Origin of the sequence: Sporosarcina aquimarina (assembly GCF_033253705.1) — a bacterium.
Lineage (GTDB): Bacteria > Bacillota > Bacilli > Bacillales_A > Planococcaceae > Sporosarcina > Sporosarcina aquimarina.
Window position 1 is genome coordinate 225901 of sequence record NZ_JAUBDH010000002.1, and the last position, 18791, is coordinate 244691.

Sequence of the window (18791 nt, forward strand, 5' to 3'; positions counted from 1 at the left end):
TTCCTTTACATGACACGTTTAAACATCTTTTCAAGTTCATACGTCGTGAAATGGATTAATACCGGCCTTCCGTGAGGACAAGTATAAGGATTTTCCGCATTGCCCAAATCTTTCAAAAGACGCTGCATATCTTCCATCGTTAAATAATGATTTGCTTTTATCGATTTTTTACAGCTCATCATAATTGCTGTTTCTTCCCGCAGTTTAGCAATGTTGATTTGTCTTGTATTGAGTACTTGTTCAATCATGTCTTCTATGATTGAGGATGCATCAGCAGCGGGAAACCACGAAGGGTATTCTTTGACCGTATACGACGAAGGACCAAATTGTTCTAGAAAAACACCGACTTCTTCAAGTGAATCCAGTCGTTCCTCAATTTTAAGCTGCTCATCTGCAGAGTAATGAAAAATCAAAGGCATGAGTAACATCTGACGCTCGTCATGATTCACTTCCCCGATTTTCTTCCGGAAGTATTCATATTTGATCCGCTCTTGTGCAGCATGCTGATCAATCATGTAAAATCCATCTTCATTTTGCGCAACAATATAGGTACCATGAACTTGTCCTACTGGCAGCAGCTCTGGGAAAGCTGCTTGAACGTCTGATTGGTCATACGGTTCACTTTGACTTTCTAAAGTTGAAGTCGGTTCAATCTCATTTGAGATTTGAGATGAGTTACTTTCTTCAAGCGGTTCATAAAACTTACTTTCAACTGTCTGATTGTCAGTTGGAGCGTTATCCGCTGGAACCTCCTCCACCGTCCATGCTGGTTTATCCTCATGACTGTAAGGACTCACAGTATGAGATTGTTGAGTTGGCATTGGTCTTGAGTTATATTCCACGTTCTTCCAGAATGACGTTTGTTCACTGGGAACTTTCGCTGACTTTTTCTCTTTTTGAATTGCATCAGGGACAATTATGGCTCGCTTCACAGCCGCGTGAACACCCTCACGAACTGCAGCAAGTAATTCCCCTTCCTTACTCACTTTAATATACTGCTTAGAAGGATGTACATTTACATCCGTTAAATATGGATCTGCCTCAGCCTGCAGAACGACAATTGGAAAGCGGCCAATTGGTAAATACGTATGGAGTGCATCTAACACGGCTTTATTGACAGCATAACTTTTCACCCATCGCCCATTAATGAGCACAGTCATGTAGTTTTTTGAAGCTCGCGTCATCTCGGGTAAAGTAACATACCCGCTAATTTTATAATCCGCATTTTCTGCTTGAAATGGAATCATCTTTTTAGCAACTGCTATACCATACACATCAGATAAGACACGCAACAAGTCACCGGAACCGGATGTTTTTAGCAATACTTGTGGTCCATGCGATAGTTTAAATGCAATCTTTGGATGACTGATTGCAAGCCGATTGACCAAATCTATCGTATGTCCGATTTCCGTTTGAATTGTTTTCATATATTTCAATCGGGCGGGTGTATTGAAAAACACTTGTGAAACCGTAATATCCGTACCTTGTCTAAGCGCTGCAGCCCGATGATTGATAATTCGTCCGCCTTCGATGTCCACCTCGGTTCCATTCACTCCATCAGATGTCCAGAGATGCACTTTTGAAACAGCTGCAATGCTTGCAAGGGCTTCTCCTCGAAAACCAAGCGTCCGTATTCTGAACAAATCGTGCTCGTTTACGATTTTACTAGTTGCGTGACGTTCGAAAGCCCGAACTGCATCCGAAGTTGTCATTCCGCTGCCATTATCCGTAATCCGAATACTGGTTAATCCGGCCTCTTCGAGTGTGATTTCAATTGAAGTACTGCCTGCATCAATTGCATTTTCTGTAAGTTCCTTCACGATGGACGCAGGGCGTTCCACCACTTCTCCAGCCGCAATTTTATTTGCTAGCGGTTCGTCCATCACCTTTATGATATCCATCGTCGCGGCTCCTTCCTTACGTCAGTTTAGCTTTCAGGTCAAATAATAACTGCAGCCCCTGTAGCGGTGTCGTATTTGTAAGATCTATCTCATTAAGACGCTTAATAATTTCATGTTCTTCACTTGAATGCTCAATGGATTTCTCTTCAGTCTGCAAGTCAAAAAAGCTAATTTGTTCACTAGATGGCGTGTTCCCTGTTTCAGACTTTTTCTGGTTTTCAAAATCTACCAATAGTTCCCTGGCGCGTTGTAATAATTCCTGAGGCAATCCAGCGAGTTCTGCAACATGAATTCCATAACTTTTATCCGCAGGGCCCGCCATAACCTTATGGAGAAATACTACTTTTCCTTCTTGTTCCATTGCAGCGACGTGTACATTTGTTAGACGATCCAATTGCTCATCAAGCGAAGTCAGCTCGTGGTAATGTGTTGAAAATAACGTATTTGCTCCAATTTCATCATGGATATATTCCATCATTGCCTGGGCAAGTGACATACCATCATACGTAGAAGTACCGCGTCCGATTTCATCGAACAATAGCAAACTTCGATCAGTTGCATTCGCAATCGCTTGTTGGGATTCCAGCATTTCCATCATAAATGTACTTTGACCGGATGCTAGATCATCTGCAGCACCAATTCTTGTGAAAATCTGATCCGTTATTGGAAGTGATGCAGATTCGCAAGGGACATAGCAGCCAATTTGAGCCATAACAACAGTTAACGCCACTTGACGCATATATGTACTTTTACCTGACATATTGGGTCCTGTAATTAAAAGCATATTAGCATCCGCTGCTAACTTGCAGCTGTTCGGTACGTATAGCGAGTGATCCATCATTTTTTCAACTACAGGATGACGGCCATTTCGAATTTCCAGGGCTTTGTCCTCTGTAAATTTAGGCTTTACATATCCTTGTGCTTCTGAGATTTCAGCAAATGCGAGCAATACGTCCAATTCACTTAAAACCGATGCAAGTTGCTGGATCTGTTCAATACCTTCTTTCATTTGCTCTCGCACTTCAGCAAATAATTTGTATTCCAGATCCAAACTTTCCGATTCTGCACTTAGAATCAGTTCTTCTTTTTCTTTAAGTTCAGGCGTAATATACCGTTCAGCATTCGCCAATGTCTGTTTACGCTCATACCGTGTCAAATCCGCAAGATGTAAATTGGACTTCGTAATCTCAATATAATAGCCGAAGATTCGATTGTATCCGATTTTCAATCCTTTAATACCTGTCTTTTTACGTTCTTCCTGCTCTAATTCCGCGAGCCAGAGCTTCCCATTTTTAGAAGCATCCCGATACGTATCCAACTGTTTATGGAATCCATCCTTAATGACACCGCCCTCTTTTGCGGACAGCGGAGGAGATTCTGCGATTGATCCTTCTAGAACCTCACATTGATCTTCACACGAGTTAATTCCGCGTGAAAACTGCTGTAAATAAGGTTGTTCTGACTCAGCAAGCAGTTGTTTTAACTGAGGAACAGTCCGTAATGAATTTCTCAATTGAGCAAGGTCGCGTGCACTGGCACTTCCCATGGAAATCCTTCCGGCTAATCGCTCTAAATCATACACTTCCCGTAATGCTCTTTTGAGATCGTCCCTCAAAAAATAAGCATCCATCAGTTCTGTAACGGTGTCGAGCCGCTTTTCAATTTCAATCTGGTCAGCAAGTGGTTGACGGATCCATGTCTTTAGCTTTCTGGCACCCATTGCAGTATTCGTTTCGTCTAAAAGCCAGAATAAGGTTCCTTCTTTACCCCCAGTTCGAATCGATTGAACAAGTTCTAAATTTCTCATGGAATTGGCATCGATTGTCAGCTTAGCTTCCCGCGCTAAAAAATCGAACGGCTGCAAGTGTTCTAAGCTGGATTTTTGCGTTTGCTGGAGATATGTAACAAGCCTTTTACATGCCCCCGTTGCTTTTTCAGGAATGTCCTCAAAAAGTTCTCTCCCATGAGGCTGATATAATTCGTGATCACAAATGGACAGCACAATTCCTTTGCTATGTGTCACGTCACCTAGCATCAGCTGCAGCTGTTCGTCTACAACAACTTCCTTCATACCAAGTGATTCTACAGAAGAAGCTAGTGTATTTTCATCACCGTGAATGAATTCTACAGTTCCCTCTCCAGTCGCTAAATCCACGTAGGCAAATGAACATAGTTTTTCTGAAATTCTATCAAACGAACCGATAAAGTGATTTGAATGTGCGTCGATCGTTTTTCCTTCGGTAATTGTACCTGGGGTAATCACTTTTACTACTTCCCGTTTAACTATTCCTTTTACATGTCTTGGATCTTCAGTTTGTTCGCAAATAGCAACCTTGTGACCCTGTCCAACGAGCGTTTCTATGTATCCTTGCGCCGAATGGTAGGGAACACCGCACATCGGGATTCGTCCGGACTCTCCACCCTCACGGCTAGTCAATGTGATTTCAAGTATATGAGATGCTTCTGTCGCATCAGTGAAAAACATTTCATAAAAATCACCTAATCTAAAGAATACAAAGGCGTCTTCATATTGGGATTTCACTTGTAAATATTGTTGCATCATAGGCGTATATGTAATCATTCTAATTCCCTCACAACGTAATAGTATTAGTTTAGTATAACAGATGTTCGTTCATTTCGTTTAGGATTGCAATGCGGCTGTCAATATAGAAAAAAGAAAAAAAGCCGAAAACATGCTTCGGCTTTTAAAATGGCGGGCTATCTTTTCCTACTCTCGAACCACTCTCATTTTTATAACTTTGATGATTAGATGACTCATCTTCAAAAGACCAGTCTTCTTCAAAGTCATTTGGATGTACTGTAATCATTACTTTCGTTTCTCCAATTACTTCTGCAACCAGTTCCCGTTCTACTTTAATTAAGAACTTTTCCTGACAGTCTGAAATAATCGCTTCTGTACAGTTTGGCTGCTGCAAGACTTCAACTCGAATCTCTTCTTTTGATGAAGAGGGTTCATCTCGGTAGCGAAGACTTATTTTGTCTTTGTACGTCACCGTCTCTGTGAACACTGAAGTCTTTGAATGATCGTGATGAGAGTACCAAACGTTGACATCGAATTTCCCTGTCACTTCAATGGAAGACCCAGTCTTTTTGGCACTGTGAGTGTGGTTAATAACCCAGCAGCCAAGAATACTGGACGGACGATTGGGCGGGATCAGCTGTACTTCTTTCTCTGTACGCTGCTTCCCTTTTGCAATTACTGCCTTCGTAACGACTTGTCGTAGATTCTTCAGTTTTCTTCCTCCTTCGTGGACTTCTATACATCCTATGCAACAGAAGCCCAGAAAGTGAAAAAAATCGAAGGAGAATTTATCTCCTCCGACTAAATAGTTAGGTTAATGGCTTAGGCTGGGTACTTTGAACGTAAGAACCAGTTTGTCCTTTTAAGACATCTCCGCCAGTAGATTCAATGATTTCGTCAGTAACACGATTGGAAATCGTATTTGAAACCAGCTGCAATAAGTCGTTCACATCATTTTGTGATTGTTTAAATTCGATTACTAATGGAATTTCGTTAATTTCATTTTCAATCTGTTCAATTTTCTTTTCAATAATTCCGAGTGCACGCTCTTTATCGTACTCTTGGAAGTTTACTGCTTGTTTTTGTAAAGATTTCAAGCTTGCTATCTTTTCACGTACTTTCGTATTTTCGTTAATATGAGATTCTGTCTTTTTAAATAATTCTACTTGCTCTGTATTCGCGATCATGTGGGCAATCTCTCTTGCCTTATCAATAATATCTTGTTTCGTATATACTTTTTCCATTATGACATCACCTTTTCCTCTTCTTGTACTCCGATATACTCCCCGTCTAATGACCAAGTTTTCGCCTCTACTACGCGAACTTGAACAATTTTACCAATTACACTGGCAGGTGCTCGGAAGTTTACTAACTTACTTTTCTCTGTGTAACCAGAGAGTACATCTTTATTTCGTTTACTTTCACCTTCAACCAATACGTTCACAACTTTCCCTTGATACGGCTTCATAGCCTCTGCGGAAAAATCATTCACTACTTTGTTCAATTTCTGAAGACGTTCTTTTTTCACTTGCATTGGTACATTATCCTGCATCTTTGCAGCAGGTGTTCCTTCTCTTGGAGAATAAATGTAAGTGAAGGCCATGTCAAATCCTACTTCTTTATAAAGCGAAATAGTTTCTTCAAATTGTTCATCTGTCTCATTTGGGAATCCAACAATTATATCCGTAGTAAGTGTCACATTCGGGATTGCCCGCTTAATTTTTGAGACAAGTTCCAAATAGTGTTCCCGTGTATATTTCCTAGACATAATTTTCAAGATTTCACTAGAGCCTGATTGAACAGGAAGATGGATATGATCGACTAAATTCCCGCCCTTAGCAAGTACTTCAATCAAATGATCATCGAAGTCACGAGGATGACTAGTGGTAAAACGAATGCGTGGGATATCTATTTTGCGCAAATCATCCATTAGGTCACCTAAACGGTAATCACCGTCCTCAAAGTCTTTCCCGTATGCATTCACGTTCTGCCCTAATAAGGTGATTTCCTGATAACCAGCAGCTGCTAATTGCCGGACCTCTTGAATGATATCCTCGGGCCGTCGACTACGTTCCTTACCGCGCGTATAAGGCACGATACAATACGTACAGAATTTGTCACATCCATACATGATGTTGACCCAGCCTTTTATATTGCCTTTACGGACTCTTGGCAGGTTTTCAATGATATCTCCTTCTTTAGACCATACTTCTACGACCATTTCTTTTGATAAGTAAGCTTCTCTCAAGATTTCAGGCAACCGATGAATATTATGTGTCCCAAATACCATATCGACTTGATCGTAAGTCTTTAAGATTTTGTTTACAACAGATTCTTCCTGAGACATGCAGCCACAAACACCAATTAGCATATCAGGACGCTCGAGCTTTAACGGCTTTAAATGCCCCAGTTCACCGAATACTTTATTCTCAGCATTTTCTCGAATTGCACATGTATTAAGTAAAACGATATCTGCATTATCCACAGTCTCTGTTGGTTCATAACCAAGCCCCACTAATATTCCCGCAATTACTTCCGTGTCATGTTCGTTCATTTGACAACCGTAAGTACGTATGTAAAATGTTCTGCCTTGTCCCATACCACGAAATTGTTCATCTATTGAAAAGTCGTCGTGGTAGGATATTTCTTCACGCCCGCGTTTCTTCGCATTCTTTAAGGATGGAGGCGTGTAAACTGATTGGAAATACTGACTATAATCTTTTTCTTTAGTTGTAGGTGCTTGACCTGCAAGGCGTTGCTCTTCATTCATATGATTTTCCCCTCTCTTGATTCTTTCATGCTTGCCGAAACCAAACAGTAGGTAACCTCTATTATACTGAAGCAATTCACGTCTGTATATCAAGATAAGGGATTGTCCCCCATTTGTCACAGAAAAAAACTGCAGAGAGAACACCTCTGCAGTTTTTAGATTCATAAAGATTGCTGTCTTGTTCTTTTTTCAACAAATAATTTGAGAGCAGTGCGACCCTCTCCATTAATTTCAATATCTGCAAAAGCCGGTGCACAGATTAAATCACTTCCGCTTGGAGCTACAAATCCACGAGCAATTGCGACTGCTTTTACCGCTTGATTTAAGGCTCCTGCCCCCACCGCCTGCATTTCAGCAAACCCCTGATCTCTAATCACTGCAACAAGAGCGCCTGCTACTGAGTTAGGATTCGAGCGAGAAGATACTTTTAATGGATTCATGATTCTTCCTCCTTGTTTAATATGGTGTATGGAATGCAGTTCTCCATGCACCATCCTATGAAGGTAAGACAACAATTAGACGCTGGAATTATGGTCTAAAAGGAGAATCTTCATTGATCATGATTCGTTCAATCGAACTTGCGCGTCCTGTTTGGTCATTGATGTCAATAATAACGCCATTCAGTTGGGCTCTTCCTTGTTTAGGCACTTGAAAACGAACAGGCATATTTGTTTGAAAACGGTAGATGACATCTTCTTTCTTCATCCCGAGAATTGCATCGTATGGCCCTGTCATACCAACGTCTGTAATGTAGGCAGTACCTTCAGGTAAAATGCGGCTATCCGCTGTTTGCACATGTGTGTGTGTACCGACAACTCCTGAAGCACGACCATCTAAATGCCAGCCCATTGCAATTTTCTCGCTTGTCGCCTCTGCATGAAAGTCAACAAAAACGAGAGGAGTTCTTTCTTTAGCTTCTTTAATAAGTTCGTCTGCTTTCTTAAAAGGATCGTCATGGGGAGGTAAAAATGTTCTGCCATGTAAGTTAAGTACGGCTAATGTAACACCACCACGATCTATATACGTCATTCCCTGACCAGGTGCTTCGTCTGAAAAGTTTGCAGGACGTATGAGTGAATCGGTTTCGTCGATAAAATCATATATTTCTTTATGATCCCACGTATGATTTCCCATCGTCACAACATCTACCCCCGCCCGAAGTAAATCATCAAAAATCGCCTTTGTGATTCCCCTTCCAGAAGCCGCATTTTCTCCGTTCACTATGACAGCATCCGGTTGATACTTGCGTTTCAAACGCGGTAAATAGTCAAACACCATGTCTCTCCCAGGTGAACCAACGATATCTCCAATAAACAAAATCTTCATCTTTATTCCTCGTTTCCAAAAGAAAAAGGCTCCCGGCAATTAGCAGGAGCCCTTTTTCCTTATTTTGCGTACTCAACCGCCCGTGTTTCACGCAGAACGGTAATCTTGATATGACCAGGATAATCCAATTCCTCTTCAATCCGCTTTCGGATATCGCGTGCTAATCGATGAGCCGTAATGTCGTCAATGACATCAGGCCGTACTATGATTCGTACTTCGCGACCTGCTTGAATCGCAAATGATTTTTCAACGCCTTCATAAGACTCAGAGATTTCCTCTAGTTTTTGGAGACGTCGGATGTAGTTTTCAAGTGTCTCGCTGCGTGCCCCTGGGCGAGCAGCTGATAGTGCGTCTGCTGCTGCAACGAGCACTGCAATTACAGACGTCGCTTCTTCGTCACCATGATGTGACGCAATACTATTAATCACTACAGGATGCTCTTTGTACTTGACTGCAAGTTCTTTACCAATTTGGACGTGACTGCCTTCTACTTCATGGTCAATTGCCTTACCGATATCGTGAAGTAAACCAGCACGACGCGCTAATGTGACGTCTTCGCCAAGCTCTGCTGCTAATAAGCCAGCCAGGTAAGCAACCTCTGTCGAGTGTTTAAGAACATTTTGGCCATAGCTTGTACGGAACTTCAAGCGACCTAAAATCTTAATAAGGTCTGGATGTAAATTGTGAACACCGATGTCAAATGTCGTTTGTTCTCCAGTTTCCCGGATCAGCTCATCGACTTCCCGTCTAGCCTTGTCCACCATCTCTTCAATTCGAGCTGGATGAATGCGTCCATCTGCTACCAGTTTTTCAAGAGCTAGTCTCGCAATCTCACGTCGAACTGGATCGAAACCAGACAGAATAACTGCTTCAGGAGTATCATCAATGATTAGATCGATTCCTGTTAATGTTTCCAGCGTACGGATATTCCGTCCTTCACGACCTATGATACGGCCTTTCATTTCATCATTTGGCAGATTGACGACGGATACAGTCGTTTCTGCAACATGATCTGCTGCAAACCGTTGAACGGCAAGAGATAGAATTTCACGTGCTTTCTTTTCTGATTCTTCTTTTGCACGTTGTTCGGATTCTTTTGTCATCACTGCGATATCTGTAGAAAGTTCTCTTTCCACATCATCGAGGATTAGATGTTTCGCCTCATCACGCGTCAAAGCTGAAATTTTCTCAAGCTCTGTCTGCTGTTTGGCAACAAGTTCTTCCGCCTTGCGCTCCATCTCTTCAATATGCTGTTGTCTTCCGGATAGCGCATCGTCTTTACGCTCCAGACTTGCTTCTCGTTTGTTGAGAGAGTCATCTTTACGGTCCATATTTTCTTCCCGCTGCAAAATACGGTTTTCCTGTTTCTGAAGTTCTGATCTTCGTTCACGGATTTCCGTTTCTGCCTCAACACGCAATTTGTGATTTTCATCTTTCGCTTCAAGAAGTGCTTCTTTTTTCATTGCCTCCGCTTCGCGCTTCGCCTCATCAATAATTGTTTCAGCGGAGTGCTTTGCACCTGTCACTTTTGATTCATTCACGTTTTTGTTGTAGAAAAACATAACAACTGCACCGACGATGAGACCGAGCAAAGCGGAGATGATATAAATACCCATTCAGGTCACCTCCTCTTGCTTATTTTTTTCATTTTCAGTCGGCTTGTACATCAGCTAGCAATATACTGCCAAATTCTTTTCAAATGGTGAGAATTATACAATTCTAATTGTATCGGTGTCATATTCCCATGTCAAGACGGGAGAAGAGATGATTCTTCCATTCTAACCAGGTTCAAGGAAGAGCCAAATAAAAGTAGATTTCACTTAAAAACCAGCATCCCTTTTCAGAGAATGCTGGTTTTAGTATCGCTCGTATTAAATTATTCTTTTTCGTCAAAAAGTTCTAATTCATCTTCATCGTCATCATGCGCAGCAATCACATAGTTATCGCTCGTCAAGCCATAGCTGCTACGGATCTTGTCGGAAATTTCAGATCGGATTGCAGTATTTTCTTTAAGGAATTGTTTTGCGTTTTCGCGGCCTTGACCCATACGCTCACCTTCATAAGAATACCAAGCACCGCTCTTCTGGACGACTTCTACCTCGACACCTAAGTCAACGATCTCGCCTTCTTTTGAAATTCCTTCTCCATACATAATGTCGACTTCAGCTGTCCGGAAGGGCGGAGCCACTTTATTTTTAACAACACGAATACGCGTTTTGTTACCCATTATTTCATTTCCGTGTTTAATTGCTTCACCACGGCGAACTTCTAAACGTACAGAAGAATAGAATTTAAGCGCACGCCCACCCGGTGTAACTTCAGGATTTCCGAACATGACGCCTACTTTTTCTCGGATCTGGTTAATGAAGATTGCAATCGTTTTGGACTTATTGATAGCACCAGATAATTTACGTAACGCTTGTGACATTAAGCGTGCTTGTAAACCAACGTGCGAATCTCCCATTTCGCCTTCGATTTCCGCTTTTGGTACAAGAGCAGCTACAGAGTCAATAACAATCATCTCGACAGCGCCGCTTCGTACGAGTGCCTCGGCAATTTCAAGAGCCTGCTCTCCTGTGTCTGGCTGTGACAATAGAAGTTCATCGATATCCACGCCAAGCTTTTGTGCATAGACAGGATCCAATGCGTGCTCTGCGTCGATAAATGCAGCTGTACCGCCGTTAGCTTGTACTTCTGCAATCGCATGAAGTGCAACAGTTGTTTTACCTGAACTTTCAGGCCCGTATATTTCAATAACGCGCCCTCTAGGATATCCGCCAACTCCAAGTGCGGAATCTAATGCGAGTGAACCAGTAGAGGAAGTCGCGATTTCCCTATCCGTCTTTTCGCCAAGTTTCATAACTGAACCTTTACCAAACTGTTTTTCTATTTGTTTAAGTGCCTGATCTAATGCTGATTTACGATCGCTCAAAAAAATTCCTCCTTCAAGGTGTTTTCTAACTATCTCTAGTATACTCTTTTCGAGAAAAAGAAACAAGAAAAAAGCGAACGAGTATTCGATTTTTTAATTGAATTCTAGTTTTAATTGAGAATTTCACCTGAATTCGAATTTTAATTGAGAATAAGTGATAAAATCCGTATTTTTAAATTGAGTTAGATTCTAAGTCGCGAATGAGATAGTAGAGAGCGTAATTAGCTGCCCGTAACCGATTGGAATTTCGTGATCCCGATAATCTAAGCTGGAAAGACTTTGAGTGTCCATTTTTAGCAACACCTATCCAAACGGTACCAGCTGCAGCTCCATCATGCTGATCTGGCCCGGCTGCACCTGTCAGTCCAATTCCTATGTCAGTTTGAAAACGTTCCCTAACCTTTTCTGCCAACGCTTCCGCACATTCTGAACTAACCACTCCATGCTCATCGAGTAATTTTTCATCGATACCCAGCTGATTAACTTTCGCTTCGCGCGTGTATACAATCATCCCGCCCTTTAAGGAAGAACTGATACCAGGCTCATCACCAAGCAGTGCAGTAAAAAGACCAGCAGTTAAACTTTCCGCAGCTGAGATAGTTAGGCGCATTTCGGTTAACAGAGAAGCCGCTTTAGAAGACAGTGTATCTTCGTCTGTCCCGTAGATGTATTGCCCCACTTGTGAGTATAGTTCAGCTAGAACTGGTTCTATTAATTGCTGAGCCGCGTCCGCAGTATTCGCTTTAGCAGTTAATCGCAATGTGACAGCGTCTTTAGAGGCTAGAGGTGCGATTGTTGGATTCGTTTGTGCTTCCAATAGTTTTTGTACTCGATGTTCAAGTTCAGCTTCACCGATTCCATAGAACTTAACGACCTTTGATACAATTATATCTTGGCTGCCTATAGCATGTTGCAAAAACGGGATAGCCTCATTCCTAAACATCGGCTCCATTTCGTGAGGAGGCCCCGGAAGCAATATGTATGTTTTATCATTTGCTTTGGCTGCCATTCCCGGTGCCATTCCGAACCGATTTTCAAGTACAGTCGAACCTGAAAGAACAAGTGCTTGCTTTTTATTGTTCTCTGTCATTTCCCTGCCTGTCCGTTCAAAATAAGCTTGAATGGACTGCAGCGCATGTTCGTTTGAAATAAGTTCGGCACCTATGTGTTTCGCGATGGTCTCTTTAGTCAGGTCATCTTTAGTTGGGCCGAGTCCTCCCGAAAAGATAATTAGATCGGCTCTATCCTCCGCTATGCGAATCGCATTTTCTAATCTTTGTGGATTATCTCCCACAACTGTCTGATAATGAACATCAATTCCATTGTCAGCAAGTAAAGCCGAGATGAATTTAGCGTTTGTATTTGTAATTTGACCGAGTAACAATTCTGATCCTACTGCTATGATTTCAGCACGCATAGAAATAATCTCCCTTACATGGACTTCGTTAATACATTTTTGTTTTTCATGAAATAATCAGCACCTGACCAAACTGTAAAGAATAGACAAATATATAACATGATTGTACCAAACGGAACATGGATAGCTTCAAAGAAAACATTATTTAACAACAAAGAAGAAATTGCTAATATTTGAGTTACTGTTTTAATTTTACCTAGTTGGTTAGCAGCCACTACTTCACCTTCACCTGCTAACAACAAACGTAACCCCGTAACTGCGAACTCGCGGCTTATGATAATTATCACAACCCAAGAAGGTGCTAATCCAAATTCAACCAAGATGATAAAAGCAGCAGAGACTAATAACTTATCTGCCAGGGGATCCAAAAACTTACCCATGTTTGTAACTAAATTATACTTGCGGGCAATATATCCATCTAACCAATCGGTAACTGAAGCGAAGATGAACAGCAGTCCGCCAATGAATTGTTCAACCGATAACTCCGTCCCTCCGATTGAAAGTTTCCCCATTCCAAAGTCAGCTAGCATGAACACGATAAATACCGGAATTAGTAAGACACGTGAAACTGTAATTTTATTAGGTAAGTTCATAAGACAACGCTCCTTTAAAGTAAATTTACTCTTTGAAAAATCCTGCTGAACAGCAGGACTTAAAGAAAATAGTCATCTTGGCAGATGACTATTTCATTTTTTATATTCAATAATAATATTTTGAGTAACAGCGTCATTCGGATAAGCAAGTGGCTGTCCGTTTACAAGGATCTCTGTAAACTGTGTGCGACCGACTCGAATTCTGGCAGATTGTTGGTCTGACAGGTCCAGTTCTTCTGCTTCACCATTTTTCATAACCCGAGCACCTTGTTTAAGAAGTTCTTGGCCACTTGGATTTGTGACGCCAATCCAAGATTCTCCGCCTTCTTTCACTTTAACAGATAATTTGAAGGCATCAGCACTTTCTAAAGTGAAAGTCGTTGTTGCACCATTGACAGCTGCTTGGGTAAGCTTTTGTTCTGGCTTTTCTTCTTTCGATTCCTCTGCAGGTTCTTCAGGTTTTTCTGCATCTTCTGCTGAATTTGCATCTTCACCATCTGTATCCGAACTTTCCCCTGCATTTTGATCATCTGGTTTCTGATCAACTGTGATTTCATTGGATGTTTCAGCTTCATCATTGTTTTGAGTATCTGCTTGATGTTTGTAAAGGAAAATAACGACAACAAGAATGACGATAATGAACAAAGCAGCGATAATTTTCGGCAAGACTTCATTAAAACCGCTAGATTTCATGTAACTCGGCTTCTGAGATATTTGCGGAGCACTGCGTTGAACTTCTTCCTCCCTCATTTGTACTGAGGATTCGTTCTCACGATAAAGTGACAACATTTCTTGTGCATCAAGACCAACAGCTTCGGCATATTGTTTGATGAATGCCCGAACATAAAATGATCCTGGCATGATGCTGTAATCTTCATTTTCAATACCAGCTAAATACCGTTTCTGAATCTTCGTAATTGCTTGTAAGTCATCCAAGGTGTAGCCTTTTGCATTTCTCGCCTCTTTTAGACGATTGCCTAATTCGGACAACTTTATCACCTGCCTGTTTTAAAAATTGAACATCCCAAAGCCGCCTGCGCCATCACGGCCAGAATTCATCTCGTTTTTCTCGATGACTTCATATGTAATCTCTTGTTCTGGGGTATTACGCAGTTCGATAATATAATCAAAGTCTTCAATAGAATATTCTGAGTGCTGAACGAACATATCTGGATGCTCTACAACTTTTGTAGAAGGAAGTCGCATCATTTCGCGAACTAATTGCATATGTCGTTCGTCTTCAGCTTTTCTCGTTACAATTCCGTCTAAAATAAAGATATTATCCTTTGAAAATTCATCGCCCATCAAACTGTTTCGGACTGTCTGCTTTATCATCGTAGAAGATAGAAAAATCCATTTCTTATTCGCACAGACACTGGCAGCCACAACTGATTCTGTTTTACCAACTCTAGGCATACCTCGTATGCCTATCAGCTTATGACCATCTTGTTTGAAGATTTCTGCCATGAAGTCGACTAAAATACCTAATTCACTACGCAAGAATCGAAATGTTTTGCGCTCCTCCGAATTCCGATGAATGTATCGTCCATGTCGAACTGCAAGAACGTCGCGCAGCTTAGGTTCTCTGATTTTACGAATCTCAATTTGCTCCATAGTAGAAGCAATCAGCTCAAATCTTCTAATCTGATCATCGTCTTCTGTTCGTACTAGCATACCACGGGTATTTCCATCTACTCCGTTGATGGTGACAATGTTGACTCGGAGCATTCCTAACAAAGAAGCAATATCCCCCAAAAGTCCGGGACGATTCACTTGTAGATTATATTCCAGATACCACTCACCCAATGGAATCCCTCCTTAGTCTATACACCATTCATTGGACAGGACGTAAAACAAACAGCTTAGTTTCTATAATAGCTGAATTGGAGCTTGAGTGAAAGTGAAAACTAAAACAAGGAGATCCATTTGAACCAGAACTGGTCATATATACCAGCCGCCATTCAACTTTAGGACCTCCCCAGTCATATAGTCAGCTTTTCCACTTGTTAAGAAAGAGACAAAATCAGCAACTTGCTCGGGATGACCCGGAACCATTAATGGTATTTCCTGCATAACTAATTCTCTCTCGGCGTCTGGGATTTCTTCATTCATTCGGGTCTCAATCCAGCCAGGTGCTATCGCATTTACCCTGACGCCGCCATATGCAGCTTCTTTTGCATAGGCCTTCACAAACGCATGTTGCGCCCCTTTTACAGCAGAGTACAACACTTCGCCTGCAGCACCCGTATTGCCCCAGATAGAGCCTATGAACACAACGTACGACGCAGTGAACGACCTTAAGTCACCAGAAAGTAAACTAATCAGCCGAATTGGACCTTGAACATGGACCCGCCACAGTGATTCCATATCCGCTTCTGATGTTTCTGTCAGTAGTTTCATCATCGATTGACCATTCGCTACGATAATCGCTTGTATTCCTTTTATCTGATCTGCAAGAGTCTCCGCTGCACCTAATTCCTCAAAATTACAATGCATACATTTGAACATCGATTCAGGATACTTTTTGATAAGCTTATCCTGAAGCATTTTCACTTTTTTTTCACCATGATTATAATGCATATACAATGACCAGCCTTCAGAAGCTAACTTCGTGCATATAGCTTCTCCAATTCCTCCAGATGCACCGAGCACAAGGGCCCGGCGTTCTGTACTCACTTGGACTGCTCCGTTGGACGAATTGTCATGACAGTCTGTCCATCTTCGTAGTAAAAATCATTAAAGGCTTCTTTTAATTGGTCAAGCGTCAGTCCTTCTAAAACTGGGACTACGTCAAATAAATTCATGTCATTGAAATTGTAGTGCGTAAACTGATTGGCAATGTATTCAGGTGAATTAAGAGCCCGCATGAATAACCCGATTCTCTTTTTACGTATTCTTTCAAGTTGCTCTTCTGTGATTGCCCAATTATTTTTCGCATCATTCAAAACACTCAAAATGAGCTCTTCCAACTGTTCTGGTTTTTCAGTATCTGATCCAATCGCTGCGAATCCGAATCCATTTTCAAGATTGAATTCATAAGAAAAAGATTCATCAATTAAGCCCTGATTATATGCTTCCGTAAAGAAGTCAGAAGACCTGCCGAACAATATATCCAATGTAACATCCGATGCCAATTCACGAATAAGCATGTTTTTTCCAGACATGTTTGTATTTCTACATTTGGAACCAATCATTAGTTTAGGTTTAGATACATCCATGAAAAGTTCTTTGCGCTTTTCATCCGAGTGATCCGGTTCTTCGGGGAAACTGCGGACAATCGGTTCTGGATCTTCAAAACTTTTTACTAGCTGGTCTTGTTCCACAAACTTCAGCATTTCTTCAGGATCTACATTACCTACAGCGAAAAACACCATATTTGAGGGATGGTAAAATGTTTCATAACACTGATATAAATGATCTGCTGTTATATCTTGTATTGTCTCAACTGTGCCAGCAATGTCTATTCGTACAGGATGGTTTTCAAATAAGTTTTCAATCGTTCCGAAGTATTGACGCCAATCCGCCTGATCATCATACATTGTGATTTCTTGTGCGATGATTCCTTTTTCCTTTTCAACTGTTTTTTCAGTGAAGTAAGGCTGCTGAACAAAATCCAGTAATGTCTTCGTATTTTCATACAGTTCTGTTGTTGAAGAGAACAAATAGGATGTGCGTGTGAAAGAAGTAAATGCATTTGCGGCTGCCGCATTTTCACTAAACTTTTGGAACACATCGCCTTCTTCTTTCTCAAACATCTTATGCTCTAAAAAATGCGCAATTCCATCGGGAACCGTAACCAGCTCATTTCCACCGCGCGGAATGAAAGTTCTGTCCACTGAACCATACTTCGTTGTAAATGTAACGTAGGTTTTCGAAAACCCTTCTTTAGGAAGTACGTATACGTTTAAACCATTCGCGAGTTGCTTATGATACAACGTTTCCTGCAACTGTTCAAAGTGAATTTTATTCATGATCGATTGCCTCCCGTCCAGAAAGAAGATACGTGATTTCTTTCGTCAATGTTGACGCCATATTTTGAATATCTTCTTTTGTAACCATTTTCCACTTTTCAATAAGTTGATTTGCAGAGAAATCTTCATCCAACAACTTATATTGATCGTATATTTCAATTTGCCCTTTTGCAGAGTCAAATGCACTGCGGATACTGTTAGATAGAAGAGACAACGTTTGATGGATTTCCAAGTCAGTGATAGATCCTTCTCGGATTGCATCAATTTGTTCTTCGATCAGTTTCGCAGTCTTTTCCTCTTCATTTGCGTCGATCCCTGACATAATGTAGAGCAACCCATATTGAGAGGCATAAGAACTAGAGCAATAGTAAGCGAGACTTTCTTTTTCTCTAACATTGATAAACAGTTTACTGTGAGCAAAGCCGCCAAGTACGCCGTTCATCATCTGCATTTTAGGATAATCGGGATGCTTGAAAGTTACCGGTGTGCTATATGCCAAATTCAGCTTTCCTTGTTTCATGTCTTGCTTTTCACGAATATGTTTTGGGACTACATTGCCTTTTCCTTCAGAACTTTTTAAATCTGACACTGTTTTACGTGAGCCCGACGCGAAAGGTAATAATGTGTGTGCACGGTCAGTCAACTGATCCGTATCAACATCTCCCAGGATATAAATATCGATTGTATCTTCTTTCAACATCCGGTCATATGTGTCCTTAAGTGATTTGCCGGTTACAGTTGAAACGGACTGTTCTGTCCCATAGGCAGATTGAGAAGCCGGTTCTCCAGAACGAATGAGTTCAAGCATCCGCTTATTCGCAAATCGCGTTTTGTCGTTATAAACAGATCCGATACGATCTATGACAGTTTGTTTTTCTCTTTCCACTATCGCTTGGTCAAACTCCCCGTTCACTAAGTTGGGGGCAAATAAGCTTTCTGTTACTAAAGACAACAGCTGTTCAAAAACGGCTGCATCTGGATTGCGCAAATACTCTTCGTTGACACACTCTGCATAAACCGTCAGGATATGTTCATTTCCACGTTTTCCTGTATCTGTATAGAATACAGCTCCATACAGTTCTTCTAACGCTTGACGAAGCTTGGTGCGCGTTGGATACTGAGCGGTTGAATCTTCAAGTACATTGGCAAGCACGGTGCGTGCTGCTGCGGTTTCTTCAGTTAATGGTGCCGTGAATTTAATCGCTAGACTCACTGTTTTAAACTGTGCAGTCTGTCGCGTATATAAATTCACACCAGACTGAAGTTCTGTTTTTTGGAACATACAAAAACACCTCAATCTATAGGATACGTACATTAGGTTTCTCAAGCTGCAAGAGCC

At 41.3% G+C, this 18791-nt stretch carries 16 protein-coding genes; all 16 read right to left on the reverse strand.

The features are described 5' to 3' along the window. Nucleotides 1-5 precede the first annotated feature (5 nt). Nucleotides 6-1901 (reverse strand): DNA mismatch repair endonuclease MutL, encoded by a 1896-nt coding sequence (gene mutL / locus QT716_RS03760; protein ID WP_317934566.1) that lies wholly within the window; start codon nt 1899-1901, stop codon nt 6-8. 16 nt (nt 1902-1917) lie between these two features. After that, a complete protein-coding gene (gene mutS, locus QT716_RS03765; protein ID WP_317934567.1) occupies nt 1918-4482 on the reverse strand; it encodes a DNA mismatch repair protein MutS in 2565 nt (854 codons plus the stop codon). A 124-nt stretch (nt 4483-4606) separates the two neighbouring features. After that, nucleotides 4607-5206, reverse strand: coding sequence for an outer spore coat protein CotE (gene cotE, locus QT716_RS03770; RefSeq protein WP_317934948.1), 600 nt, complete (start codon nt 5204-5206; stop codon nt 4607-4609). 46 nt (nt 5207-5252) lie between these two features. After that, complete coding sequence (locus tag QT716_RS03775; RefSeq protein WP_317934568.1) at nt 5253-5687, reverse strand: RicAFT regulatory complex protein RicA family protein; 435 nt, start codon at nt 5685-5687, stop codon at nt 5253-5255. Next, nucleotides 5687-7213, reverse strand: a complete 1527-nt coding sequence (gene miaB / locus QT716_RS03780; RefSeq protein WP_317934569.1) for a tRNA (N6-isopentenyl adenosine(37)-C2)-methylthiotransferase MiaB — start codon at nt 7211-7213, stop codon at nt 5687-5689. The genes QT716_RS03775 and miaB overlap by 1 nt, the downstream gene beginning before the upstream one ends. A 161-nt stretch (nt 7214-7374) precedes the next feature. Next, entirely contained in the window at nt 7375-7653 is a 279-nt protein-coding gene (locus QT716_RS03785; RefSeq protein WP_039041983.1) for a stage V sporulation protein S, read from the reverse strand. Between the two features lie 88 nt (nt 7654-7741). Beyond that, nucleotides 7742-8539: a TIGR00282 family metallophosphoesterase gene (locus tag QT716_RS03790; RefSeq protein ID WP_317934570.1), complete on the reverse strand. Its 798-nt coding sequence runs from the start codon at nt 8537-8539 to the stop codon at nt 7742-7744. Nucleotides 8540-8598: 59 nt separating this feature from the next. Then, nucleotides 8599-10155, reverse strand: a complete 1557-nt coding sequence (gene rny, locus QT716_RS03795) for a ribonuclease Y (protein ID WP_317934571.1) — start codon at nt 10153-10155, stop codon at nt 8599-8601. Nucleotides 10156-10415: 260 nt separating this feature from the next. Further along, nucleotides 10416-11471, reverse strand: coding sequence for a recombinase RecA (recA, locus tag QT716_RS03800; protein WP_317934574.1), 1056 nt, complete (start codon nt 11469-11471; stop codon nt 10416-10418). A 172-nt stretch (nt 11472-11643) separates the two neighbouring features. After that, nucleotides 11644-12888 (reverse strand): competence/damage-inducible protein A, encoded by a 1245-nt coding sequence (locus QT716_RS03805; protein WP_317934575.1) that lies wholly within the window; start codon nt 12886-12888, stop codon nt 11644-11646. Nucleotides 12889-12902: 14 nt separating this feature from the next. Continuing rightward, nucleotides 12903-13481 carry a CDP-diacylglycerol--glycerol-3-phosphate 3-phosphatidyltransferase gene (gene pgsA, locus QT716_RS03810; RefSeq protein ID WP_317934576.1) on the reverse strand — a complete coding sequence of 193 codons (579 nt, stop codon included), beginning with the start codon at nt 13479-13481 and terminating at the stop codon, nt 12903-12905. Nucleotides 13482-13574: 93 nt separating this feature from the next. Next, nucleotides 13575-14471, reverse strand: coding sequence for a helix-turn-helix domain-containing protein (locus QT716_RS03815; protein WP_317934577.1), 897 nt, complete (start codon nt 14469-14471; stop codon nt 13575-13577). An 18-nt stretch (nt 14472-14489) separates the two neighbouring features. Further along, nucleotides 14490-15287: a DUF3388 domain-containing protein gene (locus QT716_RS03820; protein ID WP_317934578.1), complete on the reverse strand. Its 798-nt coding sequence runs from the start codon at nt 15285-15287 to the stop codon at nt 14490-14492. 135 nt (nt 15288-15422) lie between these two features. Next, nucleotides 15423-16157, reverse strand: a complete 735-nt coding sequence (gene ymfI, locus QT716_RS03825; RefSeq protein ID WP_317934580.1) for an elongation factor P 5-aminopentanone reductase — start codon at nt 16155-16157, stop codon at nt 15423-15425. Further along, entirely contained in the window at nt 16154-17452 is a 1299-nt protein-coding gene (gene yfmH, locus QT716_RS03830) for an EF-P 5-aminopentanol modification-associated protein YfmH (protein WP_317934581.1), read from the reverse strand. Before yfmH ends, ymfI begins: the two co-directional genes overlap by 4 nt. Then, nucleotides 17445-18734, reverse strand: a complete 1290-nt coding sequence (gene yfmF / locus QT716_RS03835) for an EF-P 5-aminopentanol modification-associated protein YfmF (protein ID WP_317934582.1) — start codon at nt 18732-18734, stop codon at nt 17445-17447. Before yfmF ends, yfmH begins: the two co-directional genes overlap by 8 nt. Between the last annotated feature and the right edge of the window lie 57 nt (nt 18735-18791).